At 70.1% G+C, this 23,174-nt stretch carries 22 protein-coding genes; 13 read left to right on the top strand and 9 right to left on the bottom strand.

Going from position 1 to position 23,174, the window contains the following annotated elements:
* Positions 1–145: 145 nt before the first annotated feature.
* Complete coding sequence (locus ACFQS9_RS23100; RefSeq protein WP_378408889.1) at positions 146–847, bottom strand: TetR/AcrR family transcriptional regulator; 702 nt, start codon at positions 845–847, stop codon at positions 146–148.
* Positions 848–998: 151 nt separating this feature from the next.
* Between ACFQS9_RS23100 and ACFQS9_RS23095 the strand changes: the two genes are divergently transcribed.
* The gene (locus ACFQS9_RS23095; RefSeq protein WP_378408888.1) at positions 999–2,705 is read left to right on the top strand and encodes an HNH endonuclease signature motif containing protein; all 1,707 of its coding nucleotides are present in this window, start codon (positions 999–1,001) and stop codon (positions 2,703–2,705) included.
* A gap of 33 nt (positions 2,706–2,738) precedes the next feature.
* Here ACFQS9_RS23095 and ACFQS9_RS23090 read toward each other — a convergent pair whose 3' ends face one another.
* A complete protein-coding gene (locus ACFQS9_RS23090) occupies positions 2,739–3,080 on the bottom strand; it encodes a DMT family transporter (RefSeq protein ID WP_378408887.1) in 342 nt (113 codons plus the stop codon).
* Positions 3,077–3,403: a DMT family transporter gene (locus ACFQS9_RS23085; protein ID WP_378408886.1), complete on the bottom strand. Its 327-nt coding sequence runs from the start codon at positions 3,401–3,403 to the stop codon at positions 3,077–3,079. The genes ACFQS9_RS23090 and ACFQS9_RS23085 overlap by 4 nt, the downstream gene beginning before the upstream one ends.
* 91 nt (positions 3,404–3,494) lie before the next feature.
* On the opposite strand from ACFQS9_RS23085, the gene ACFQS9_RS23080 reads away from it, so the two are divergent.
* The 10 genes from ACFQS9_RS23080 (at position 3,495) to proB (ending at position 16,184) form a co-directional block, all read left to right on the top strand.
* Complete coding sequence (locus ACFQS9_RS23080; RefSeq protein WP_378408885.1) at positions 3,495–4,106, top strand: GNAT family N-acetyltransferase; 612 nt, start codon at positions 3,495–3,497, stop codon at positions 4,104–4,106.
* A 47-nt stretch (positions 4,107–4,153) separates the two neighbouring features.
* Positions 4,154–6,880, top strand: coding sequence for a valine--tRNA ligase (locus ACFQS9_RS23075; protein ID WP_378408884.1), 2,727 nt, complete (start codon positions 4,154–4,156; stop codon positions 6,878–6,880).
* Positions 6,877–8,313, top strand: a complete 1,437-nt coding sequence (folC, locus tag ACFQS9_RS23070) for a bifunctional tetrahydrofolate synthase/dihydrofolate synthase (RefSeq protein WP_378408883.1) — start codon at positions 6,877–6,879, stop codon at positions 8,311–8,313. Before ACFQS9_RS23075 ends, folC begins: the two co-directional genes overlap by 4 nt.
* Complete coding sequence (locus tag ACFQS9_RS23065) at positions 8,310–8,744, top strand: DUF4233 domain-containing protein (RefSeq protein WP_378408882.1); 435 nt, start codon at positions 8,310–8,312, stop codon at positions 8,742–8,744. Before folC ends, ACFQS9_RS23065 begins: the two co-directional genes overlap by 4 nt.
* Positions 8,745–8,762: 18 nt before the next feature.
* Positions 8,763–9,182 carry a nucleoside-diphosphate kinase gene (gene ndk / locus ACFQS9_RS23060; RefSeq protein WP_378408881.1) on the top strand — a complete coding sequence of 140 codons (420 nt, stop codon included), beginning with the start codon at positions 8,763–8,765 and terminating at the stop codon, positions 9,180–9,182.
* 415 nt (positions 9,183–9,597) lie between these two features.
* Positions 9,598–12,639, top strand: coding sequence for a translation initiation factor IF-2 N-terminal domain-containing protein (locus tag ACFQS9_RS23055; RefSeq protein ID WP_378408880.1), 3,042 nt, complete (start codon positions 9,598–9,600; stop codon positions 12,637–12,639).
* A 207-nt stretch (positions 12,640–12,846) separates the two neighbouring features.
* Complete coding sequence (rplU, locus tag ACFQS9_RS23050) at positions 12,847–13,158, top strand: 50S ribosomal protein L21 (protein ID WP_027499902.1); 312 nt, start codon at positions 12,847–12,849, stop codon at positions 13,156–13,158.
* A 43-nt stretch (positions 13,159–13,201) separates the two neighbouring features.
* The gene (rpmA, locus tag ACFQS9_RS23045; RefSeq protein ID WP_027499903.1) at positions 13,202–13,465 is read left to right on the top strand and encodes a 50S ribosomal protein L27; all 264 of its coding nucleotides are present in this window, start codon (positions 13,202–13,204) and stop codon (positions 13,463–13,465) included.
* 137 nt (positions 13,466–13,602) lie between these two features.
* Complete coding sequence (gene obgE, locus ACFQS9_RS23040; RefSeq protein WP_378408879.1) at positions 13,603–15,063, top strand: GTPase ObgE; 1,461 nt, start codon at positions 13,603–13,605, stop codon at positions 15,061–15,063.
* Complete coding sequence (gene proB, locus ACFQS9_RS23035) at positions 15,063–16,184, top strand: glutamate 5-kinase (RefSeq protein WP_378408878.1); 1,122 nt, start codon at positions 15,063–15,065, stop codon at positions 16,182–16,184. Before obgE ends, proB begins: the two co-directional genes overlap by 1 nt.
* On the opposite strand, the gene ACFQS9_RS23030 is transcribed toward proB, so the two are convergent.
* Positions 16,181–17,032 (bottom strand): NAD-dependent protein deacetylase, encoded by an 852-nt coding sequence (locus ACFQS9_RS23030; RefSeq protein WP_378408877.1) that lies wholly within the window; start codon positions 17,030–17,032, stop codon positions 16,181–16,183. The two genes, proB and ACFQS9_RS23030, sit on opposite strands and share 4 nt — an antisense overlap.
* Before the next feature lie 68 nt (positions 17,033–17,100).
* On the opposite strand from ACFQS9_RS23030, the gene ACFQS9_RS23025 reads away from it, so the two are divergent.
* The gene (locus ACFQS9_RS23025) at positions 17,101–17,580 is read left to right on the top strand and encodes a VOC family protein (RefSeq protein ID WP_378408876.1); all 480 of its coding nucleotides are present in this window, start codon (positions 17,101–17,103) and stop codon (positions 17,578–17,580) included.
* A gap of 41 nt (positions 17,581–17,621) precedes the next feature.
* A complete protein-coding gene (locus tag ACFQS9_RS23020; protein WP_378408875.1) occupies positions 17,622–17,795 on the top strand; it encodes a hypothetical protein in 174 nt (57 codons plus the stop codon).
* Here ACFQS9_RS23020 and ACFQS9_RS23015 read toward each other — a convergent pair.
* The 5 genes from ACFQS9_RS23015 to ACFQS9_RS22995 form a co-directional block, all read right to left on the bottom strand.
* A complete protein-coding gene (locus tag ACFQS9_RS23015) occupies positions 17,789–18,712 on the bottom strand; it encodes a D-isomer specific 2-hydroxyacid dehydrogenase family protein (protein ID WP_378408874.1) in 924 nt (307 codons plus the stop codon). The genes ACFQS9_RS23020 and ACFQS9_RS23015 overlap by 7 nt on opposite strands.
* Before the next feature lie 26 nt (positions 18,713–18,738).
* The gene (locus tag ACFQS9_RS23010) at positions 18,739–19,137 is read right to left on the bottom strand and encodes an ectoine synthase (protein WP_378408873.1); all 399 of its coding nucleotides are present in this window, start codon (positions 19,135–19,137) and stop codon (positions 18,739–18,741) included.
* A 13-nt stretch (positions 19,138–19,150) separates the two neighbouring features.
* Positions 19,151–20,413 carry a diaminobutyrate--2-oxoglutarate transaminase gene (gene ectB, locus ACFQS9_RS23005; protein ID WP_378408872.1) on the bottom strand — a complete coding sequence of 421 codons (1,263 nt, stop codon included), beginning with the start codon at positions 20,411–20,413 and terminating at the stop codon, positions 19,151–19,153.
* Positions 20,410–20,946 (bottom strand): diaminobutyrate acetyltransferase, encoded by a 537-nt coding sequence (gene ectA / locus ACFQS9_RS23000; protein WP_378408871.1) that lies wholly within the window; start codon positions 20,944–20,946, stop codon positions 20,410–20,412. Before ectA ends, ectB begins: the two co-directional genes overlap by 4 nt.
* A gap of 120 nt (positions 20,947–21,066) precedes the next feature.
* Entirely contained in the window at positions 21,067–23,160 is a 2,094-nt protein-coding gene (locus ACFQS9_RS22995) for a RecQ family ATP-dependent DNA helicase (RefSeq protein ID WP_378408870.1), read from the bottom strand.
* Between the last annotated feature and the right edge of the window lie 14 nt (positions 23,161–23,174).

Raw genomic sequence — 23,174 nt, 5'->3', positions numbered from 1 at the left:
CGGTGTCCCTTCGACCAAGCCATGCGAGCGCGACACGCTGTCGCGCTCATCGCGTACGGTACCGCCGGTCTGGGATCGAGGACAAGGCCCGGCCCGGCGAACGGCGCGGAAGTGGCTGTGCGGGAGCCGAGGGGGTGTGGGTGGGTCAGCCGCGGTTCGACGCGGCGCCGAGAAGGTCGGCGATCTGCGCCTTCGGATCGAGGACGACGCCCCTCGCTCGTGCGTGACCGTCGATCAGATACCAGATGGATGACGTCAGGAGGTCGGCCAGCCGCGCCGCGTCGAGCCCTGACGGGGAAGTGTCCAGCCACCTCGTGACCATGCCGTCCACCATCGAGACCACGCCGAATGCGCCCGAGTCGATCGCGGGATCGCTCTGCCCGAGCATCGCCGCCACGAGCGTGACCATCTCGCCGAGCTGGGTCGCGATGGCCGCCTTCGTGCCCGCAACCAGGGCCTGTCCCGAGGGGGCCTCGCTACCCGGTCCCCGCTCGATCCACTCGTGCATGCGCGGGTTCGCCGCGACCATCCGCACGTAGGTGTCGACCACGTGGAAGATGGCGTCCTCCAGGCTGCCCTCGAGGCTCAGCGCCGGGACGAGCTGGGCCGTCGCCTGCTGGACCGCGAACTCGCGGATCCTGTGGTCGAGGTCCTGGCGGTCGGCGAAGTGGCGGTAGATGACCGATCGCTTCACCCCGGCCCGATCGGCGATGAGCTGTACCGGGATGTCGGCTCCGGGCGGGCTCTCCCCGATCACCGCGATCGCGGCCTCGAGGATCTGACGCCGCCGCTCGGCGTTGTGGTCGCCCCAGCGACCACCACCCGCGTCCGTCGCGCCGACTGCCATGCGTCCAGCATCCCAAAGTCGATGACGAATGGGCCAGCCGGACCCGCCGGTGGCGTCAGTTCACTGCGGGTGAGTTCGAAAACCCCTTGCGGGCGGGCCGTTTCCGAGTAGACTCGAACATATGTTCTATTGATCTCGGGGGGTGGTGGACATGACGGCCTCGGTGGTGACCGATCACGAACGGTCCCTGCTCGACGCGATCGCCGAGACCTCGCGCGTCGAGAATGCGGCGGCGGCCCGGTTGATCGGGCAGATCATGGAGTATGCCAACTCTCGGGGCACATTCGACCACCGTGCTCCCGGCGCCGGGTTCGACACCGAGCAGGCGGAGCGGTCCGCGATCGCGGAGGTCGCGTTGGCGCTGTCGAGCACCTTCAGGTCGGTGTCGTCGCTGATGCGACTCGGGTTCACCCTCGAACGGATGCCGGAGGTCCGCGACGCCTTCAAGGCGGGACGGGTGTCGTTGGCGAAGATCCGGGTGATCGACGAGCGCACCCGCAAGGCCACCACCGCCGCGGTGCTGCGCCTCGACGCCGACATCCTCTCTGCCGCGCGGCGACTCGCACCTACCCCACTCGGAATCGAGATCGACCGGTTGCTGATCGAGGACGACGCCGCCTGGGCGGAACGCGCCCGCGACGAGGCCGAGGCCACACGCAAGGTCCGCTCCCGTCGCCTGCCCCACGGGATGGGTGTGCTGTCGGTGACGTTGACGGCGACTCAGTTGGCTTCGGTCACCGGGCTGATCGTGACGGTTGCCAAGACGGTGTGCCGGGCCGATCCGCGTCCCCTCGATGCGCGGTGTGCGGACGCGTTCGTGGTTCTGATGCAGGGCGGGAGGGCCCTGGCCTGCGAATGCGGCGACAAGGAATGCGCGGCCACCGGCAATCGCGAACCCGCTGCCCCGCAGGTCAATCTGAGCATCTCGTGCGGGCTGGAGACGTTGCTCGGGCTCGCCGACAACCCCGCCTACCTCGAGGGCTACGGATATCTCGATGCCGGGCAGGCCCGCGCCATCGCCGGTGACGCAACCTGGCAGGCGATCATCGACTGTGCCACGCAGACACTCGAACGCCTACAGCGCGAGATTGGTGTAGACCACGACTGCACCGACGGTGCCGACGACCCAGGTGCCGACCCGTGCGACGCCACCGACAGCGGTGATGGCACCGAAAGTGGCGGCGACGTCGATGCGCAATCGGACCACTCGCCGACCGGCAACGGGGCGGAACCCGAAGCGCACGAACCTGACCCGCCATACCCATCCGACCCGCGAGATCCGTGCCCCGAAGCCGAAGCCGAAGCCGAAGCCGAAGCCGAAGCCGAGCCCGACGCGCCGCCCGAGCCGACCACCGATTCCGGCCTGCTCGTATTCAGGAGCCCAATCCTGCCCGCGGGCACGATCGCGCTACCGGTCCGCAAACTCCCTCAGCCGGGGATCGTCTCGCCGGCCGACGCCATCGCCGGCCTGTTCCGCACCATCCTGGACAACCCCGCGGACCTCGTTGCCGCGTTCCCGGACGGCCACGGCGGCTTCACGCAGCCGCCGCCCGGCGCCCTCACCTACCGACCCAGCGACCTACTCGCCGCGGCCGTTCGGCTGCGCGACGGCACCTGCCGCCACCCCGACTGCCTCATCCCCGCCGCCGACTGCCAGATCGACCACGTCGTCGCGTTCAACAGGAGCAGCCCGATCCTCGGCGGCTGGACCATCCTCACCAACCTGCAATGCCTGTGCGTCCTGCATCACCAACTCAAGACCGCCGGACTCTGGCGTCACGACATGCTCGCCGGCGCGATCATGCACATCTACAACACGATCGGACAGCACGGCCTCACCCTCCCCGTCCGGCGGTAGGGCGATGAGCCGGAATGGACGGCCCGAGGGTCGCTACTCGGGCGCCGGCTGCCGCAGGTTCAGGATCACCACGCCGGCGATGATCAGGGTGAGTCCGAGCACCTTGATCGCCGATGACTCTTCGCCGAGAAAGGTCATGCCGATGACGGCGACCGTCGCGGTGCCGATCCCGGACCAGAGCGCGTACGCCAGGCTCACCGGCAGCGACCGCAGCGCCTCGGCCAGACAGGCGAAGGACGTGGCGTAGCCGAGCAGGACGGCGACCGTCGGCAGCGGTCGGCTGAACTGCTCGGTGCTGCCGAGGGACACCGTGGCAAGGATCTCGCAGGTGATGGCCGCGGCGAGGAAGGCCCACGCCCGCTGACGGTCGCTCATCCGCCGCCGCCGAGGTTGAGTGCGACCACGCCGGCAACCACCAAGGCGATGCCGAGGATTCGGCTGGCCGACCGAGGTTCACGCAGGACCAGCATCCCGATGGCGGCGATCGCGGCGGTACCGACACCGGCCCAGATGGCATACGCGACACCGACGTCGAGGGTCCGCAGCGTCAGCGAGAGGCAGTACAGCGCCACGCCGTACAGCGCCAGCACCAGGACCGTCGGCCCCGGTCGCCGGAAACCCTCGGTTCGGGGCAGCAGGCTGGTGCCGAGCACCTCCGCACAGATCGCCACCGACAGGAACAGCCATGCCACCGTCATACCTACAACGTAGGGGGCGGCCGGCGTAGTCCGCTCGCTGCCGGCCGCGCGGCGGCGAGCCGACAGCCGTCCCCGGCGGTAGCCTCACGCCATGGCCGCCGTCACGGTACGACCCGCCGCCCGCTCCGACATCCCCGCCGCCGCACGCGTGCTGGCCGCGGCCTTCGATGACGACCCGGTCATGGAATGGATGTGGCCGGAGGTCTCGTCCCGCCGGGCCGGGCTGCCGCGGCTGTTCGGGACGTTCATCCGGCACCATCACTTCCCACTCGGCGGCGTCGAGATGGCGCTCGCGCCGGACGGGTCGGTGGCCGGGGCCACCATGTGGGACCCGCCGGGGCGCTGGCGGCAGTCGGCACTGAGCCAGCTGCGGGCGATGCCCGGACTGGTCCGCGCCTTCGGTAGCCGGATCATGGTGGGCGCCGAGTTCGCGGGCGCGGTGGAGAAGGCGCACCCGGAGGAGCCGCACTGGTATCTGAGCACCATCGGTACCGATCCCTCGGCGCGTGGCGCGGGTCACGGCAAGGCGCTGCTGAACTCGCGGCTCGACCGCTGTGACGCCGAGCGTGCGCCGGCGTATCTGGAGTCGAGCAAGGAGTCGAACGTGCCGTATTACGAGCGATTCGGCTTCGAGGTGACGGGCGAGATCGTCATCCCGAACGGCGGTCCGACGCTGTGGGCGATGTGGCGGGCGCCGCGCTGACCGGACGGCGGTGTCGGGGGACCCCGCGGGTTCTCTAGAATCACCGGGTGACCAGTGCCGTGCCGCAGGACCCCAAGAACCCCGCCGACGCCCTCCCGAAGAGCTGGGACCCCAGCGCGGTAGAGCAGGAGTTGTACGAGGGTTGGGTGGACGCCGGCTACTTCACGGCGGACCCGACCAGCGACAAGCCCGGCTACTCGATCGTCTTGCCGCCGCCGAACGTGACCGGCAGCCTGCACATGGGCCACGCCCTCGACCACACCCTCATGGACGTGCTGTCGCGCCGCAAGCGCATGCAGGGCTACGAGGTGCTCTGGCTGCCCGGCATGGACCACGCGGGCATCGCCACCCAGAACGTGGTGGAGAAGCAGCTTGCGGCGGACGGCAAGACGAAGGAAGACTTCGGACGCGAGCTGTTCATCGACAAGGTCTGGGACTGGAAGCGCGAGTCCGGCGGCACCATCGGCGGCCAGATGCGCCGACTCGGCGACGGTGTCGACTGGAGCCGCGACCGGTTCACCATGGACGAGGGCCTCTCGCGGGCCGTCCAGACCATCTTCAAGCGGATGTACGACGCGGGGCTGATCTACCGGGCCGAGCGCCTGGTCAACTGGTCTCCGGTGCTGCAGACGGCCATCTCCGACATCGAGGTGAAGTTCGAGGACGTCGAGGGCGAGCTGGTGTCGCTCCGCTACGGCTCGCTCGACGACAACGAGCCGCACGTGATCGTGGCCACCACCCGTGTGGAGACGATGCTCGGTGACACCGCGGTCGCGGTGCACCCCGACGACGAGCGCTACCAGCACCTGCTCGGCACCACCCTCGAGCACCCGATCACCGGCCGCCAGATCCCGATCATCGCCGACGACTACGTCGACCCGGAGTTCGGCACCGGCGCGGTGAAGATCACTCCCGCGCACGACCCCAACGACTTCGAGATGGGCCTGCGGCACAACCTGCCGATGCCCACGATCATGGACAAGACCGGCAAGATCGCCGACACCGGAACGCAGTTCGACGGCATGGACCGATTCGAGGCCCGCGTGAAGGTGCGTGAGGCGCTCGCCGAGCAGGGTCGTGTGGTCGCCGAGAAGCGCCCTTACCTGCACAGCGTCGGGCATTCCGAGCGCAGCGGCGAGTCCATCGAGCCGCGGCTGTCGCTGCAGTGGTGGGTCAAGGTCGAGGAGCTCGCCAAGGCGGCGGGCGATGCGGTCCGTAACGGCGACACCACGATTCACCCCGCCAGCCTGGAGCCGCGCTGGTTCGGCTGGGTCGACAACATGCACGACTGGTGCATCTCGCGTCAGCTGTGGTGGGGTCACCGCATCCCGATCTGGTACGGCCCCGAGGGTGAGGTCCGCTGCGTCGGTCCCGACGAGACCGCGCCCGAGGGCTGGGAGCAGGACCCCGACGTCCTGGACACCTGGTTCTCGTCCGGGCTCTGGCCGTTCTCCACGATGGGCTGGCCGGAGCAGACCCCGGAGCTCGAGAAGTTCTACCCCACAAGCGTTCTCGTCACCGGTTACGACATCCTGTTCTTCTGGGTGGCCCGGATGATGATGTTCGGCACGTTCGTCTCCGAGGACGACGCGATCACCGGCCGGGGCGAGCGAAGCGACGGGGGAATCAGCACCGGCGAGGGCAAGTCCGGCCCGCAGGTGCCGTTCAAGGACGTGTTCCTGCACGGCCTGGTGCGCGACGAGTTCGGCAGGAAGATGTCCAAGTCGAAGGGCAACGGCATCGACCCGCTCGACTGGGTGCGCGAGTTCGGTGCGGACGCGCTGCGCTTCACCCTCGCCCGGGGTGCCAACCCGGGCAGCGACCTCTCCGTCGGCGAGGACCACGCGAAGGCCTCCCGCAGCTTCGCCACCAAGCTGTTCAACGCCACCAAGTTCGCCCTGATGAACGGCGCCGCACCGGCGCCGCTGCCCGCCGAGCTCACCGATGCCGACCGCTGGATCCTGGACCGGCTCGAGCAGGTGCGGTCCGAGGTCGACGCCGCGTTCGACCGTTACGACTTCGGCAAGGCCTGCGATGCGCTGTACCACTTCGCCTGGGACGAGGTGTGTGACTGGTACCTCGAGCTCGCCAAGGTGCAGTTCGCGGGACAAGAGGCCGAGGGCACCAAGGCGGTGCTCGGCAACGTCCTCGACGCGCTGCTGCGCATGCTGCACCCGGTCATGCCGTTCGTCACCGAGACCCTGTGGAAGGTGCTGACCGGCGGGGAGTCGGTGGTGATCGCCCAGTGGCCGACCGAGACCGGCGAGACCGTCGATGCCGTTGCCGCGCAGCGCATTGCCGATGTGCAGCGGCTCGTCACCGAGATCCGCAGGTTCCGCAGCGACCAGGGCCTGAATCCCGGTCAGAAGGTGGCCGCGCGGCTGACCGGCATCGGCGAGGCCGACCTCGAGGGCAAGCAGGCCGCCGTTGCCTCGCTGGTCAAGCTGACCGACCCGGCCGACGACTTCGCCGCGACGGCCTCGCTGGAGGTCCGGCTCAGCCGCGGCACCGTCACCGTCGAGCTGGACACCTCGGGCACCGTCGACCTGGTCGCCGAGCGCAAGCGTCTGGAGAAGGACCTGGCGGCGGCGGAGAAGGAGCTCGCGGGCACGGCGGCCAAGCTGTCCAACGAGGCGTTCCTCGGCAAGGCACCGGACAACGTGGTCGACAGGATCCGTGCCCGGCAGACCCTGGCCGCCGAGGAGGTCGAGCGGATCACCGCCCGACTCAAGGCTGCTGACATGAAGAACGTGGATCTGAAGGCGCAGTCGTGAACGCCGACACACCCGAGCGGTGGGACGGGGGATCGCAACCCTCGCCCGTCGACCTGGCCGAGCTCGCCCTCGTCGAGGCCGAGCTGGACAAGCGCTGGCCCGAGACCAAGATCGAGCCCTCGACCGCCCGCATCGCGGCCCTGATGGACCTGCTCGGCTCGCCGCAGCGCAGCTACCCGGCCATCCATGTCGCGGGAACGAACGGGAAGACCTCGGTCACCCGGATGATCGACGCGCTGATGACGCGGCTGCACCGTCGGGTCGGGCGGACCACCAGCCCGCACCTGCAGTTGGCGACCGAGCGGATCAGCATCGACGGCAAGCCGATCTCGCCGCGCCACTACGTCGACACCTACCGCGAACTGGCGCCCTACGTCGAGATGATCGACGCGCAGTCCCAGGCCGCGGGTGGCCCCGCGATGAGCAAGTTCGAGGTGCTCACCGCGATGGCCTTCGCGGCCTTCGCGGAGGCTCCGGTGGACGTCGCCGTGGTCGAGACCGGGCTCGGTGGCCGCTGGGACGCAACGAATGTCATCGACGGCCAGGTGGCGGTGATCACCCCGATCGGGCTCGATCACGTCGAGTTCCTCGGGCCCGACATCACCGATATCGCCGCCGAGAAGGCCGGGATCATCAAGAAGGCGCCGGAGTCGCTGGTGCCGCGCGAGACCGTCGCGATCCTCGCGGAGCAGACCCCGGAGGTGACCGAGGTCCTGCTTCGTCGGGCCGTCGAGACCGATGCCGCGGTAGCGCGCGAGGGTTCCGAATTCTCGGTACTGGCACGCCGGATCGCCGTCGGCGGACAGCAGTTGGAACTCCAGGGACTCTCGGGCGTCTACAGCGACATCTTCCTGCCGCTGCACGGCGAACACCAGGCCCGCAACGCCTCGCTCGCGCTCGCCGCGGTGGAGGCGTTCTTCGGGGCCGGGGCTGATCGCCAGCTCGACGTCGACGCGATCAGGGAAGGCTTTGCCTCGCTGACCAATCCGGGACGTCTCGAGCGGGTGCGCAGCGCGCCCACGGTATTCCTGGACGCCGCGCACAACCCACACGGGGCGCAGGCGCTGGCCGCCGCGCTCGTCGCGGAGTTCGACTTCCGCAAGCTGGTCGGGGTCGTCGCGGTGATGGCCGACAAGGACGCGGCGGGGATCCTGACCGCGCTGGAACCGGTACTCGACGAGATCGTGGTGACACACAACGGATCCCCACGCGGCATGGATGTCGAGGAGCTCGCCAACCTGGCGGTGGCCCGGTTCGGGGACGAGCGCGTCGTGGTGGCGGAAACGCTCCCGGATGCGCTCGAGACCGCGATCGGACTCGCCGAGGAGGTCGCCGAACCCGGTGAGTCGGTGTCGGGCGCCGGTGTCGTGGTCACCGGATCGGTGGTCACCGCGGGCATGGCCCGCACCCTGTTCGGAAAGGACCCGGCGTGAGTACACCTGAGGGATCGAACACACCCGACAGCGCGGACGACGGGGGCGCCCCGCGGTTCCGGCCACCGGTGAACGACCCCTGGAAGGGCTTTCGCGGGGTCTGCGCGGGCACGCTGATCCTCGAGGCGATCGTCGTGCTGCTCGCGCTGCCCGTGGTCGCCACCGTCGGCGGCGGGATCACCTGGCTGTCCGGGGTCTACCTGGTCGGACTCGCGGTGCTGATGGTGCTCGGCGGAGGTGTGCAGGGCAAGTCGTGGGCGATGGCCTACAACTTCGCGTTGCAGGCCGCGCTGATCGCCGGCTTCTTTGTGCACCCGGCCATCGGTGCGGTGGGACTGCTGTTCGGTGCGGTGTGGGGTTACCTGCTGTACCTCAAGCGGGACCTCACCGACCGGATCGAACAGGGTCTGCTTCCGGGGCAACGGGACTGACCCCTTAAGCTGTCCGCCGTGACTGAGCGCACCCTGGTACTGATCAAGCCCGATGGCGTCGCCCGCCGATTCGTCGGAGAAATCCTTTCCCGAGTCGAGCGCAAGGGGCTGACCATCACGGCCCTCGAGCTGAAGTCCGCGGACGAGGCGCTGGCGGGACAGCATTACGCCGAGCACCTGGGCAGGCCCTTCTACCCGGGGCTGATCGAGTTCATCACGTCCGGACCCCTGGTCGCCGCGGTGCTCGAGGGCCCGCGCGCGATCGCGGCATTCCGTCAGATCGCGGGCGGCACCGATCCGGTCGAGAAGGCCGTCCCCGGCTCCATTCGTGCCGACCTGGCACTGGACGGTCAGCAGAACCTGGTGCACGGCTCCGACTCCGTCGAGTCGGCCGAGCGGGAGATCGCGCTCTGGTTCCCGGAGCTGGCCGGCCGCTGATCCGCGTACCGTGACGCGGTCCGAACCCGCCACGCTCGATCGGTGCCGGTGCGCCGTTGGCGTGGTCGGGCCGGCCGGTGTGGGATACTGATGGCGGTCGACCCGCGATGTGTTCCATACGGGTCCGATCGGATGACACCACGGTTCGATGCCCGGTCATCGCTGCCACGGCACGCAGGAAATCCCTCGCGGTCGTGAGCATGCTGGATGATCAGGCGCACGGACCACGGAGAACGGCCATCCAGCCAGGCGCCGGGCGAGCTGGCAGTGATTTAACGGGTCACTGCGAGACGTGCGGGGCGAGACCAGACAATCTCATGCCCACCGGTATGAGTACACAAGCAGCGCCCTCGCGTGGCCGCGTCACACCCGGTAGGAGTCTGGGTGGACGCGCCCGGGGGTCCGAGGAGACTACGTGGCCGATCAAGCGCCGCCCGAAAATTCACAGACTTCATCCGCAGCGAATGCGGTGCCGACCTTCCCGGACAAGATTCGGGTTCACGCGCTCGCCAAGCTGCTGGGTCTGACCAGCAAGCAGGTGCTCGCGCAGGTCGCCGAGTTCGGAGCCGAGGTGCGCAGCGCGCAGTCCAGCGTGGACCGTGCGCTCGCCGAGCGGGTGCACGCCGCGCTGTCGCCCGCCACCGAGGCCGAGCCCGCGGCCGTGGCCCAGCCCGAGGCGGCGCCCGTGCCCGAGGCGGCGCCTGAGGCCGTGGCGCAGCCCGAGGCCGTCGCCGAGCAGGCCCCCGCGCCGTTGTTCACCCACACCGCTGAGCCCGAGGTGCACGTCGTCGCCGACGTCGCGCCCGTCTTCCAGGCCCCGCTGTTCCTGCAGCCCGACGCCGCGGCAGCCGAGGCCGCACCCCGACGTCGGCGCGCCCGCCGCGGCGCGGCAGCGCCCAGCGAGGACGCGCCCATCGAGGTGACCACCGTCGTCGAGCACGAGGAGCGCGTGGCCCCTGAGGCCGACACCTCGGTGGTCGAGGAGGTCGCACAGGCAGAGGTCGAGGCCGAGTCCGAGGAGGAGGGCGGCGAGGCGCAGGGCCGCCGCAGGCGTCGCGGTCGTCGCGGTCGTGGCCGCGGTCGTGGCGAGCAGGCGGCCGACGAGGAGCAGACCGAGGCCGAGGGCGTGACCGAGGGCGGCGAGGCCGCCACCGAGAGCGCCGAGCCGGCCGAGCCCGCCGAGTCGGAGGCCGAAGCGGCCGAAGCCGTCGAGGCGGAGGAGGCCGAGGAGGCCGGGGACGGATCGAGCCGCCGGCGTCGTCGTCGCCGCCGTCGCAAGGGCAGTGGTGACGGGGAGACCGCCGCCGAGGATGACGGCGTCACCACCGTGGTGCACGAGCGCGAGCCGCGTACGAAGGCCCGCGTCAAGGACGAGGTCCAGGGCATTTCCGGGTCGACCCGGCTCGAGGCCAAGCGTCAGCGCCGCCGCGACGGACGCGACGCCGGCCGCCGCCGCCCGCCGATCCTCACCGAGTCCGAGTTCCTGGCGCGCCGCGAGGCCGTCGATCGCGTCATGGTGGTCCGGGAGAAGAACGGTGCGCACGCGGAGGGCCTGACGCAGGTCGCCGTGCTCGAGGACGGGATCCTCGTCGAGCACTTCGTCACCAGCTCGGCCTCCGCGTCGATGGTCGGCAATGTCTACCTCGGCCGCGTCCAGAACGTGCTGCCCTCGATGGAGGCCGCGTTCATCGACATCGGCCGCGGCCGCAACGGCGTGCTGTACGCGGGTGAGGTCAACTGGGAGGCCGCGGGGCTCGGCGGTAACAGCCGCAAGATCGAGCAGGCCCTCAAGCCGGGTGACCAGGTGTTGGTCCAGGTCAGCAAGGACCCGGTCGGACACAAGGGTGCCCGCCTGACCACGCAGATCTCCCTGGCCGGGCGATTCCTGGTGTACGTGCCCGGCGGCAGCTCCACCGGCATCAGCCGCAAGCTGCCCGACACCGAGCGCAAGCGACTCAAGGAGATCCTGCGCGAGATCGTGCCGCCGGAGGCAGGCGTCATCATCCGCACCGCGTCCGAGGGCGTGAGCGAGGAAGAGCTGGCCCGCGACGTCAAGCGTCTGCAGACCCAGTGGGACGACATCGAGAAGCAGGCCGCGGCCGCGGACAAGGGCAAGGGGAGTAACCCGAAGGCCCTGTACGAGGAGCCGGACCTGCTGGTCAAGGTCGTCCGCGACCTGTTCAACGAGGACTTCGCCAAGATCGTCATCGAGGGCGAGAAGTCCTGGTCGACGGTGGAGAACTACATCAAGACCGTCGCGCCCGACCTGCTGCCGCGGGTCGAGAAGTACGAGGGCAACGGCGGCCCCGACGTGTTCGAGGCGAAGCGGATCGACGAGCAGCTGGCCAAGGCGCTCGACCGCAAGGTGTGGCTGCCCTCGGGCGGCACCCTGGTGATCGACCGCACCGAGGCGATGACCGTCGTCGACGTCAACACCGGCAAGTTCACCGGTGCGGGCGGCAACCTCGAGGAGACCGTCACCAGGAACAACCTGGAGGCGGCCGAGGAGATCGTGCGCCAGATGCGGCTGCGCGACATCGGCGGCATGATCGTGGTCGACTTCATCGACATGGTGCTCGAGTCGAACCGGGACCTGGTCCTGCGTCGACTGACCGAGGCACTCGGCCGCGACCGGACCCGTCACCAGGTCTCCGAGGTGACCTCGCTCGGCCTGGTCCAGATGACCCGCAAGAAGCTGGGCACGGGGCTCGTCGAGGCGTTCTCCACCACCTGCGAGCACTGCCACGGCCGCGGCATCCTCGTGCATGCGGAACCGGTCGAGGTGCGCTCCGGAGAGGACGCCGGACGCTCGGGCGCGCCGAAGGGCGAGTCCGGCGGACGCAAGAAGCGTGGACGTGACAAGTCCGGTGCCGCGGAGTCCGCGGCCGCAGCTCCCAAGAACGGTCAGGCGCCCGCAGTCGAGGTCGACGCGACCGTCAAGCGCGCCCACCCGGTGGCGCTCGCGATGGCCGCGCATCACCACGACGACGAGTCCGCCGAGCGCCGGGCGGAGGCCGGCGAAGCCGCGCCCGCGGCCGTCTCCCCGGAGCCGGCAGAGGTCGAGGTCGAGGTCGCTGCTGAGCCGGTGGTCGAGGTCGAGGTCGCGGTCGCAGCGGAGCCGGAGGCCGAGGTGGCCGCCGAGCCCCCCGCGGCGCCCGCGAAGGGCAGGCGTCGTTCCCGGCGCGCGTCCCGTTCGGCCGCCGCCCCCGCGACAGAGGCCCCGGAGGCGGCCGAGGCCGGCGCCGTGGTCGTGATCGAGTCCACCGAGCCGGCCGAGCCCGCGGTTGTCGAGCCGGAGGTTGTCGAGCCCGCGGTCGTCGAGCCGGAGGTTGTCGAGCCGAAGGCTGTCGAGCCGAGCGTGGTCGAGACGGTGGCGGCCCCCACCGCACCCGCTCGCAGGCCCCGCCGTCGGGCCGCGGCCAGGCCGGCGGGACCGCCGGCGGACGTCGACGCCTGACCGACGGCCGGTCGAGGGGAGTGGGAGTCCACCAGTTTGACCCTGCGGTTCTCCATCCCGTAACCTTGACCGGTCGCTACCCGGCGATATGGCTCTGCTGCGCCCGTGAGGGCGGCGGCGGGCCGGCCCGAGGTAGCAAGCACACCAGACCAGTCGCGCGGTTCAAGCCGCGCGAGCACGTTCGAAGAAGCAAGGGGTAGCCCTCCGATGGCAACGTACGCGATCGTCAAGACCGGCGGAAAGCAGTACAAGGTCGCTGTCGGCGACCTCGTCAAGGTCGAGAAGATCGAGGGTGAGCCCGGCACTGCTGTCTCGCTGGCCCCGGTTCTCGTCGTCGACGGTTCCGAGCTGACCACCGACGCCGCCAAGCTGGCCAAGATCACGGTCACCGGCGAGGTCGTCGAGCACACCAAGGGTCCGAAGATCCGCATCCACAAGTTCAAGAACAAGACCGGCTACCACAAGCGTCAGGGCCACCGGCAGAAGCTGACGGTCCTCAAGGTCACCGGCATCAAGTAACTAGCGCTTCTTCAGCTGATTTCACCCGAGGAGGGTCAACAACATGGCACATAAGAAGGGTGCATCCAGCTCCCGTAACGGTCGCGATTCGAACGCCCAGCGACTCGGCGTGAAGCGCTTCGGCGGCCAGTCCGTCAGCGCAGGCGAGATCCTGGTGCGTCAGCGCGGAACCCACTTCCACCCCGGCGTGAACGTCGGCCGTGGCGGCGACGACACCCTGTTCGCGCTCGCCGCCGGTGCGGTCGAGTTCGGCACCAAGCGTGGACGCAAGACCGTCAACATCGTCCCGGCCGCGGCAGAGGCCTGATTCTGCCGCGACTTTCGTCCGATCGTTTCTCGATCGAGGCGTGACGCGTTCTAAGCTCCCCAATAGGGGCGGGCCAGGGTCTCATACCCGGCCCGCCCCTATTGCTTTTTTCCAGACTGAGGAAGGATCCGGCAGTCATGTCCCGATTCATTGACCGCGTGGTGCTGCACGTCAGCGCCGGAAAAGGCGGCAATGGTTGCGCCTCCGTTCACCGCGAGAAGTTCAAGCCGCTCGGCGGACCGGACGGTGGTAACGGCGGGCGTGGCGGTGACGTGGTGCTCGTCGTCGACGAGAACGTGCACACCCTGCTGGACTTCCACTTCCACCCGCATGCCAAGGCCGGCAACGGCAAGCAGGGCGCGGGCGGCAACCGTGAGGGCGCCAACGGCTCGGATCTGGTCCTGCGGGTGCCGGACGGCACCGTGGTCCTCGACACCGACGGCAACGTCCTCGCCGACCTGATCGGCACCGGCTCCCGCTTCGACGCGGCCCCCGGCGGCCGCGGCGGCCTCGGCAACGCGGCGCTGGCCTCGAAGGCCCGCAAGGCGCCCGGCTTCGCCCTGCTCGGCGAGGAGGGTGTCGAACGCGATCTGGTGCTCGAGCTCAAGTCGGTCGCCGACGTCGGACTCGTCGGCTTCCCCTCCGCGGGCAAGTCTTCGCTGGTCTCGGTGCTCTCGGCCGCCAAGCCGAAGATCGCCGACTACCCGTTCACCACGCTGGTGCCGAACCTCGGCGTGGTCTCGAGCGGCGACACCACGTTCACCGTCGCCGACGTGCCGGGACTGATCCCGGGCGCCAGCGAGGGACGCGGGCTGGGACTGGACTTCCTGCGGCACATCGAACGCACCGCGGTGCTCGCGCACGTGGTGGACTGCGCGACCCTCGAGCCCGGCCGAGACCCGGTCTCCGACGTCGACGCGCTGGAGGCCGAGCTCGCCGCCTACAAGCCCGCGCTCTCCGGTGACGCGAGCCTCGGCGATCTCGCCGATCGGCCCCGGATCGTCATCCTGAACAAGGCCGACGTCCCCGACGCGGCGGAGCTCGCGGAGATGATCACCCCCGAGTTCGAGGCGCGCGGCTGGCCCGTGTTCACGATCTCGGCGGTCAGCCGGGAAGGGCTGCGCCCGTTGACCTTTGCTCTCGCAAAGATGGTCGAAGAGTACCGTCTGGCGCACCCGAAGGCCGAGCCCAAGCGTCAGATCATCCGCCCGGTTGCCAAGGACGAGACGGGCTTCAGCGTCATCGCCGATCCCGAGACCCCGGGCGGCTTCATCGTCCGCGGCACCCGGCCCGAGCGCTGGATCCGGCAGACGGCATTCGACAACGACGAGGCCGTCGGCTACCTCGCGGACCGGCTCGCCCGGCTCGGTGTCGAGGACGCGCTGGTCAAGCAGGGTGCCGAGCCCGGCTGCTATGTCACCATCGGCGATGTGAGCTTCGAATGGGAGCCGCAGACCCCGGCGGGCATCGACCTGACCCGCACGGGCCGCGGCACCGATCCGCGACTCGATCAGGTGGATCGCATCGGCGCCGCCGAACGCAAGCACGCGCACCGGATCCGGCGTGGCCTCGAAGGCCTGGATCCCGAAGAACAGTGATGGACGAGGCGGTTCGTTCGCTCTCGGAGACCCGCGCCACCATCGCCGCCGCGCGCAGCGTGGTCGTGAAGATCGGCTCCTCGGCGCTCACCAGCATGGAGTCCGGGATCGACCTGCGGGCCCTCAATGCCCTCGCGGACGCGATCGAGGCCAGGATGCGGGCCGGCTCCGACGTCGTGGTGGTGTCCTCGGGCGCGGTCGGGGCGGGCATCGCCCCGCTCGGGCTGACCAAGCGGCCACGGGATCTCGCCACCAAGCAGGCGGCGGCGAGCGTCGGGCAGCTGGCGCTCGCGCACGCCTGGGGCACCTCGTTCGCGCGGTACGGCCGGACCGTCGGCCAGGTGCTGCTCACCGCCGACGACATCGCCCGGCGCACCCAGCACCGCAACGCGCAGAGCACCCTCGACCGGCTCCGCGCCCTCGGCGCCGTCGCCATCGTCAACGAGAACGACACGGTCGCCACCACCGAGCTCCGGTTCGGTGACAACGACCGGCTGGCCGCGATGGTCGCGCACCTGGTCGGGGCGGACGCGCTGGTCCTGCTCTCCGATGTCGACGGCCTCTACGACGGTGACCCCCGCAAGGGGGGCGCGACCCTGATCCCCGAGGTGACCAGCCCCGAGGACCTCGACGGCGTGGTCGCCGGGTCCGGGGGTGCGCTCGGCACCGGCGGGATGGCCTCCAAGCTCTCCGCGGCCCGGCTCGCGGCCGACTCCGGCGTGCCGGTGTTGTTGGCCGCGGCCACCGATGCCGCCGCCGCGCTCACCGGTGCGGCCGTCGGGACCGCCTTCGCGGCCCGGCCGACCCGGCTGTCCGCGCGGAAGTTCTGGGTGCGGCACGCCGCGGACACCCGGGGCGGGCTGCACCTGGATGCCGGCGCCGTGCGGGCCGTGGTCGACCGGCGGCGCTCGCTGTTGCCCGCGGGGATCACCGGCATCGACGGCCGGTTCTACGGCGGCGACGTGGTGTCGCTGCTCGGGCCGGACGGCGCGGCGGTCGCGCGCGGCGTGGTCGCCTACGACTCGGTGGAGCTGGGCGAGATGCTGGGCCGGTCCACCGTCGAACTGCCGTCCGAGCTGCAGCGTCCCGTGGTGCACGCGGACGATCTGGTCCCGCTCTAGAGAGCGGCGGTCACGGTCTCGAGTGTCTGCGAGCAGCCGTCCTCGAGCTTGAGGGTGGCGTACTCGTCGCCCCGGGTCGGACCGCGGTTGACGATCACGACGGGGATCTCGTTCTTCGCGGCGTGGCGGACGAAACGCAGTCCCGACATGACCGTCAGCGAGGACCCGAGCACCAGCAGCAGCTCGCAGCCGGCGACCATGGCGAAGGCGGCCTCCACCCGATGTTTGGGGACGCTCTCGCCGAAGTACACGATGTCCGGTTTGAGGATCCCGCCGCAGCGCTCGCAGTCCACCATCCGGAAGTGCGCGGTCTCGTCGATCACCGCGTCGGCGTCGGGTGCGATCTCGACTCCCGTTGCCGCGGAGACGGATTCGGCGAAACCGGGGTTCGCCTCCTCGAGTCGCTGCGCGAGCGTGAAGCGCGAGATGCGGGATTCGCACCCCATGCAGCGCACCTGCGCATAGCTGCCGTGCAGGTCGATGACGTTCCTGCTGCCGGCCTTCGTGTGCAACAGGTCCACGTTCTGGGTGAGCACGCCGCCGACCACGCCCGCGCGTTCGAGCCCGGCGAGCGCGCGGTGTCCGGCGTTGGGGCGGGAGGCGTCCATGAACCGCCAGCCGAGGTGGTTGCGGGCCCAGTAGTGCCGTCGGAACGCGGCGTCACCCATGAACTGCTGATAGGTCATCGGGGTGCGCTTCGGGGAGTCCGGACCCCGGTAGTCGGGGATGCCGGAGTCGGTGGACATGCCTGCGCCGGTCAGCGCGACCGTGCGGCGCCCGGCGAGCAGGCCGACCAGGCGCGCGTGGGCCTCGCCGGGCGTAGCGGTCGCGAGCGGGGGAGCCGACATGGCATCCAGGCTAGCCGTGTCGCGAATCTTCAATCCCGCACCCGCCGCTCCGATCGACACTGGTGGACATGAGCACAGTCAACCCCGTTCCCGCCGGATACCGGACTCTCACGCCCTACCTCGCCGTGAAGGACGGTCAGGCGGCGCTGGACTTCTACCGTCGCGGCCTCGGCGCCGAGGTCGTCGATGCGATGGACGCCCCCGACGGCGGTCTGATGCACGCCGAGCTGCGGATCGGCGACTCCACGTTGCAGCTCTCGGACGACATGCCGGAGTACGGACTCAAGGCACCCGAACAGGGCTGGGTGCACAGCTCGGTGGTGGTGTACGTCGAGGACGCCGACGCGTTCGTGGACCGGGCGGTTCGCGAGGGCGCCACCCTGGTGAGCGCCGTGGCGGACACGTTCTCCGGTGACCGGCACGGGGTGTTCGTCGACCCGTTCGGGCACCGGTGGGCGGTGTGCACGAAGGTCGAGGACGTGCCCGCCGCGGAGGTGGCCCGCCGCGCCCGCGAGCTGTTCTACCCGTCGGGCGCGGAACGACCCTGAGGATCGGGCGGACCCGACGCGCCGCGAGTACGGTCGATCGCATGGGTGTTATCGGTGAGATGTTCCCCGGGAAGAAGCTGGAGAACGACGACAGCCAGGACGGCGGCGGGCAGATGCATCAGCCGCGCCTCGAACTCGACCTGGACGCGGGCGTGATCCGGGTGTCTCCGGCGAAACAGCCCGTCACTCCGGACGAGGAGTCCGGTTCTCAGTAACCCGCGACCGGGTCGATCCGCGCCAGCAGTTCCTCGCCGGCCACGAACCGTTGCACGTTCGTCGCGACGTGGTCGGCGAAGGCGGGCGGGCGCACTGCCGGCGGGTTCGAGTCGTGCGGGGTGATGATGGCGTTCGGCAGCGTCCAGAGCGGGTGACCGTCGGGCAGCGGCTCCGGGTCGGTGACGTCGAGTCCGGCGCCGCCGATCGTGTTGTCCCGCAACGCCGTCACCAGTGCATCCGTGTCGACGAGTGAGCCCCGCGCGACGTTGATCAGCCACGACCGCGGACCGAGCTCCGCGATTTGCGGTGCGCCCACCAGGTGCCGCGTGGCGGCCGTCGCGGGGGCCGCGACCACCACGTGGTCGACGCGGCCGAACACCTCGTCGACCCGGTCGGCGGCCAGCGTCTCCGCGGCGCCCGGCACCGGCCGGCCGGACCGGTTCACCGCGACCACGATCGCCCCCACCGAGGCGAGCATCGGGATCAGGGCCCGCCCGATCCCGCCGGCGCCGATGATCGCGACCCGCGCCCCGCGCAGCGTCCCGACCTTGTCGAAGAACTCCCGCTGACGCCAGGTGGTGGCGGCCAGGTGCTCGGGCAGCGCCCGGACGCCTGCGAGCAGCAGCGCGAACGCGTGCTCGGCGACGGTCGCGGCGAAGGCGCCCGCCGCCGAGGTCCACACGACGTCCGGGTGCCGCGCGATGATCCCGGCGGTGAACCAGTCCTCGACCCCGGCGGAGTAGAGCTGGACCCACCGGATCGACTCCGGCAGGTCGTCGGGGAACCGATCGGGCTCCGCCGCCCAGACCAGCGCCCGGGCGTCGGCCATCGGCGCCCACTCGCCCCCGCCCCGAACGATGGCCTCCATCAGCAGGGGGTCGGCGTGCGGGCCGAGGGCGATGGGCACGGGCGTCATGTCGGTCTCCTCGGGTGCCGGTCCCGCTAGCCGGGGATCTCGATCAGCGGATAGACGCCATTCTCGTCATGGACCTCGCGGCCGGTGACCGGGGGGTTGAACACGCACAGCATGCGCATCTCGGTGACCGGCTCGACCCGGTGCCGCTCGTGCCCGTCCAGCAGGTACATCGAGCCGGGACCGAGCTGGTGGACGACGCCGTTGTCCAGGTCGGTGAGGATCCCGTCGCCCTCGATCAGCCAGACGGCCTCGACATGGTTGGCGTAGTGGAACTCGTTGACGGAACCGGCCCGAATCGTGGTCTCGTGGAACGAGAATCCGACGCGATCCGCGCCGAGCACGATGCGCTTGCTGCGCCAGTTCCCATCGGCGCTGGTGACGTCGCGGTCGGTGCCGGTGATCTCTTCGGTGGTGCGGACGATCATCTTCGGGCCCTCCTCAGGCGCAGACCTTGGCGGTGGCCTCGGCGAGAATGCTCAGGCCGTGGTCGAGTTCGGCGTCGGTGATCGTCAGCGGCGGCAGGAGCTTGACCACCTCGTCGGAGGGGCCGGACGTCTCGGCCAGCAGGCCCTCGTCGAACGCGAGCCCGCACACCTTGACCGCCCGGCCCGGATCGTCGAACACCAGGCCCTGGACCATGCCGCGGCCGCGGGTGCTGACCCCGGGGAACTGGTCCGACAGGTTGGCGAAGATCTGCGCGATGCGCTTGCCCTTCGCGGCGGTGGAGCGCTCCAGCGTGTCGTCGGTCCAGTACTGCTCGATGGCGGCCGTCGCCGTCACGAAGGCGGGATTGTTGCCGCGGAAGGTGCCGTTGTGCTCGCCGGGAGCCCACACGTCGAGCTCGGGCCGCAACAGTGTCAGGGCCATCGGTAGGCCGTAGCCGCCGATCGACTTGGACAGCGTGACGATGTCGGGGGTGATCCCCGCGATCTCGAAGGAGAAGAACGGCCCGGTGCGGCCGCAGCCCATCTGGACGTCGTCGACGATGAGCAGGATGCCGCGGCTCCGGCAGAGCTCGGCGAGCGCGCGCACCCATTCGGGTCGTGCGACGTTCACCCCGCCCTCGCCCTGCACGGTCTCCACGATGACCGCGGCCGGACGGTTGAGCCCGCTGCCGGAATCGTCCAGGACCCGTTCGAACCAGTGGAAATCCTCGGTGGCGCCGTCGAAGTAGTTGTCGAAGGGCATCGGCGTGGCGTGTACCAGCGGAACCCCCGCACCCGCACGCTTCATCGAGTTGCCCGTGACCGACAGGGCGCCGAGGGTCATGCCGTGGAAGGCGTTGGTGAAGTTGATGATCGACTCCCGGCCGGTGACCTTCCTGGCCAGCTTGAGCGCCGCCTCGACGGTGTTCGCGCCGGTCGGCCCGGGGAACTGGACCTTGTAGTCGAGCCCGCGGGGTTCGAGGATGTACCGCTGGAAGGTCTCGAGGAACCGGCGCTTCGCCACGGTGGACATATCGAGGCTGTGGGTGATGCCGTCGCCGACGATGTAGTCGACGAGCGCCTGCTTGAGCACGGGGTTGTTGTGGCCGTAGTTCAGCGCGCCGGCGCCGGCGAAGAAGTCCAGGTAGTCGCGGCCGTCCTCGGCTCGAATCCAGGAACCGGAGGCGGAGTGGAACACGGTCGGCCAGCTCCGGCTGTAGCTGCGGACCTCGGACTCGAGGGTGGCAAAGATGCTGGTGTCTTCGAGGGTGGTCATTGCTCTCCTCCGGTGGTGTCATCGCCGATGATGTAGAGCTCTTCGGATTCGTGCTGGTCGGGAAAGTGACTGTTGGTGAACAGTTCTCGTTTCGTGATGGCGACGTATCGCATCCGCGCCAGCGACGAGAACAGGGCACGGGACGCGGTGTTGTCCGGGCTGATCGTGGTCTCGAGTCTGGTGACGCCCTGGAGGGCGAGGTGATCGAGCAGGTCGTTCAGCATCGCCGCGGCCACTCCGCGGCCGCGCAGCGATTCGTCGACCGCCACCTGCCAGACGAAGACCGTCCGGGGGTCTTCCGGACGGACGAAACCGGTGACGAAACCGCCCACCCTGCCGTCCTGTTCCGCGACCACTGATGTGTCACGAAAATCCCTGCACCACAACAGGTATGCATAGCTTGAGTTCAGATCGAGTACCTGCGAATCGCGGGCAATCTCCCACATGCGCACGGCGTCATCGATATCGGGCTGCCTTGTCGTCACCGCTCCGGGAACGGTGGTCGGGGTCGCACTCTTTGTAACGGGGCTCATCTGTCGAACGAACGTAACAATGGGCGCAACGGATTACAGCTGCCCCGGCGTATCGGCGTGCGATAAACACGCTCCCGCACTGGTGAGCACTGCTAAGTGATGCTCGTCACATCGACGTGCTCAGCTGACGCTCGCCAGGGCAAACGGCAGGACGGCCGGAGCCCCCGCCGCGCGGAGTTCGCGGGCCGCCATCGTGAGCGTCCAGCCGGTGTCGGCGAGGTCGTCGAGCAGCAGGATCGGGCCGTCGGCGCCGCTGAGGTCCGGCGCCAACCAGGCCCCCGTCAGCCCCGCCACCCGGTAGGCGGAGTTGGCCGCGGAGACCGGTGGGCGCTCGGGGTCGCGCGCGAGGGTGCCGAGGTTGCGCAGCCTGCCGACCTGCGCGAGTCGATCGGCGAGCGACGAGATCAAGTGGGGTCGGGTCGCCGATTCGAGGGCCATCACCGCGGTCGGGCGTTGCTGCCAGTCCCAGGCGGCGAGCACCGTGACACACGCGTCGACCACCGCGGCCGGCACCGGTCCGTCCGGCTCGTCGAACAGCGCGCGCAGACGCTGGCCCCAGCCGAGGTCGGACAGCCGTCCGAGGACCCGGCCCGTCTCCGGGCCGTCGGTGATCCGGCCGGACAGCGGTATGCCGAGCTTGGCGAGGCCGGTCGGCCACTGCTTGCGCGGCGCCAGGTCGACGCCGGGCCGGTCCAGCCTCGCCCGCGCCCGCGCGATGGCGTCCTCGTCCACCTCGGCGGAGTACGCGGCGCCCGCGCAGTTGTCACAGCGTCCACACGGCTGCGGGGCGGCGGACAGCCCGGGGTCGTCGAGCTGCCGGCGCAGGAACTCCATGCGGCACATCGGGGTTCGCTGGTACTCCACCATCGCCTGTTGCTCGGACTCGCGGGCCTGCTCGAGTCGCTGGTAGCGCGGTGCGTCGTATGCCCACGGCTGTCCGGTGCTGATCCAGCCGCCGCGGACCCGCTTCACGGCGCCGTCCACGTCCAGTACCTTGAGCACCATCTCCAGCCTGTTCCGGCTGAGCTCCACCAGCGGTTCGAGGGCCTGGGTGGACTGCGGCCGTTCGGGGTCGAGCACCTCGATCACCTTGCGCACCAGGTGTTCGCGCGGGAACGCGACGCTCGCGAAGTAACTCCAGATCTGCCGGTCCTCGAACCCGGGCAGCAGCACCACCTCGGCGCGGTCGGTGGAGCGACCCGCGCGACCGACCTGCTGGTAGTAGGAGATGGGGGAGGAGGGCGCACCGAGATGGACGACGAAACCGAGATCGGGCTTGTCGAATCCCATCCCGAGGGCGGACGTCGCGACCAGCGCCTTGACCCGGTTCTCGAGCAGGTCGGCCTCGAGGCTCTCGCGCTCGGCCGGATCTGTCTGGCCGGTGTAGGCGGCCACCTGGTGGCCCTGCTCGGAGAGCAACCCGGCCAGGTCGCGGGCCGCGGACACGGTGAGGGTGTAGATGATGCCGGATCCGGGCAGCCGGTCCAGCTGCTGACCGAGCCAGGCGGCGCGCTTGCTCGCCTCGTCGATGTGAACGACGGACAGCCGGAGCGACTCCCGCTCGAGGCCGCCGCGCAGCACCAGCGTCTCGGAGCCGCCGACGCCGAGCTGCGCGGACACGTCGGCCACCACGCGGTCGTTCGCGGTCGCGGTAGTGGCCAGCACGGGGATGCCCTCGCCGAGTTCGCCGATCAGGGTGCGGATCCGTCGGTAGTCGGGGCGGAAGTCGTGGCCCCAGTCGGAGACGCAGTGTGCCTCGTCGACCACGACCAGTCCCGCGTCCGCGGCGAGTGAGGGCAGCACCTGGTCGCGGAAGTCGGGATTGTTCAGCCGCTCCGGGCTGACCAGCAGCACGTCGACGGTGCCGTCGGCGATGGCGGCGTGGATCTCGTCCCACTCGGTGACGTTGCCGGAGTTGATCGTCGCGGCGCGGACCCCGGCGCGCGCCGCGGCGGCAACCTGGTTGCGCATCAGCGCCAGCAGGGGGGAGACGATCACGGTGGGTCCGTGCCCGCGCGCCCGCAGCAACTTGGCGGAGATGAAGTACACCGCGGACTTGCCCCAGCCGGTCCGCTGCACCACCAGCGCGCGTTTGCGCTGCACCACCAGCGCCTCGATCGCGGTCCACTGATCCTCGCGCAGCCTGGCGTCGGGGCCGGCGAGCTCGCGCAGCAGCTGTTCGGCGTCGGGGCGCAGGTCGGTGGCTGTGGTCATGGTGTCCATGGTGC

The sequence above is a fragment of the Rhodococcus daqingensis genome, assembly GCF_042665615.1.
Lineage (GTDB): Bacteria > Actinomycetota > Actinomycetes > Mycobacteriales > Mycobacteriaceae > Rhodococcus_G > Rhodococcus_G daqingensis.
Note: the sequence above shows the minus strand (reverse complement) of the source record. Positions and strands in the feature narration are given on the sequence as shown.

Coding starts and splice junctions, on each gene's coding strand:
- ACFQS9_RS23100 (WP_378408889.1), bottom strand. CDS start 847: ATGGCAGTCGGCGCGACGGACGCGGGTGGTGGTCGCTGGGGCGACCAC.
- ACFQS9_RS23095 (WP_378408888.1), top strand. CDS start 999: ATGACGGCCTCGGTGGTGACCGATCACGAACGGTCCCTGCTCGACGCG.
- ACFQS9_RS23090 (WP_378408887.1), bottom strand. CDS start 3,080: ATGAGCGACCGTCAGCGGGCGTGGGCCTTCCTCGCCGCGGCCATCACC.
- ACFQS9_RS23085 (WP_378408886.1), bottom strand. CDS start 3,403: ATGACGGTGGCATGGCTGTTCCTGTCGGTGGCGATCTGTGCGGAGGTG.
- ACFQS9_RS23080 (WP_378408885.1), top strand. CDS start 3,495: ATGGCCGCCGTCACGGTACGACCCGCCGCCCGCTCCGACATCCCCGCC.
- rplU (WP_027499902.1), top strand. CDS start 12,847: ATGGCAACGTACGCGATCGTCAAGACCGGCGGAAAGCAGTACAAGGTC.
- rpmA (WP_027499903.1), top strand. CDS start 13,202: ATGGCACATAAGAAGGGTGCATCCAGCTCCCGTAACGGTCGCGATTCG.
- obgE (WP_378408879.1), top strand. CDS start 13,603: ATGTCCCGATTCATTGACCGCGTGGTGCTGCACGTCAGCGCCGGAAAA.
- proB (WP_378408878.1), top strand. CDS start 15,063: ATGGACGAGGCGGTTCGTTCGCTCTCGGAGACCCGCGCCACCATCGCC.
- ACFQS9_RS23030 (WP_378408877.1), bottom strand. CDS start 17,032: ATGTCGGCTCCCCCGCTCGCGACCGCTACGCCCGGCGAGGCCCACGCG.
- ACFQS9_RS23025 (WP_378408876.1), top strand. CDS start 17,101: ATGAGCACAGTCAACCCCGTTCCCGCCGGATACCGGACTCTCACGCCC.
- ACFQS9_RS23020 (WP_378408875.1), top strand. CDS start 17,622: ATGGGTGTTATCGGTGAGATGTTCCCCGGGAAGAAGCTGGAGAACGAC.
- ACFQS9_RS23015 (WP_378408874.1), bottom strand. CDS start 18,712: ATGACGCCCGTGCCCATCGCCCTCGGCCCGCACGCCGACCCCCTGCTG.
- ACFQS9_RS23010 (WP_378408873.1), bottom strand. CDS start 19,137: ATGATCGTCCGCACCACCGAAGAGATCACCGGCACCGACCGCGACGTC.
- ectB (WP_378408872.1), bottom strand. CDS start 20,413: ATGACCACCCTCGAAGACACCAGCATCTTTGCCACCCTCGAGTCCGAG.
- ectA (WP_378408871.1), bottom strand. CDS start 20,946: ATGAGCCCCGTTACAAAGAGTGCGACCCCGACCACCGTTCCCGGAGCG.
- ACFQS9_RS22995 (WP_378408870.1), bottom strand. CDS start 23,160: ATGACCACAGCCACCGACCTGCGCCCCGACGCCGAACAGCTGCTGCGC.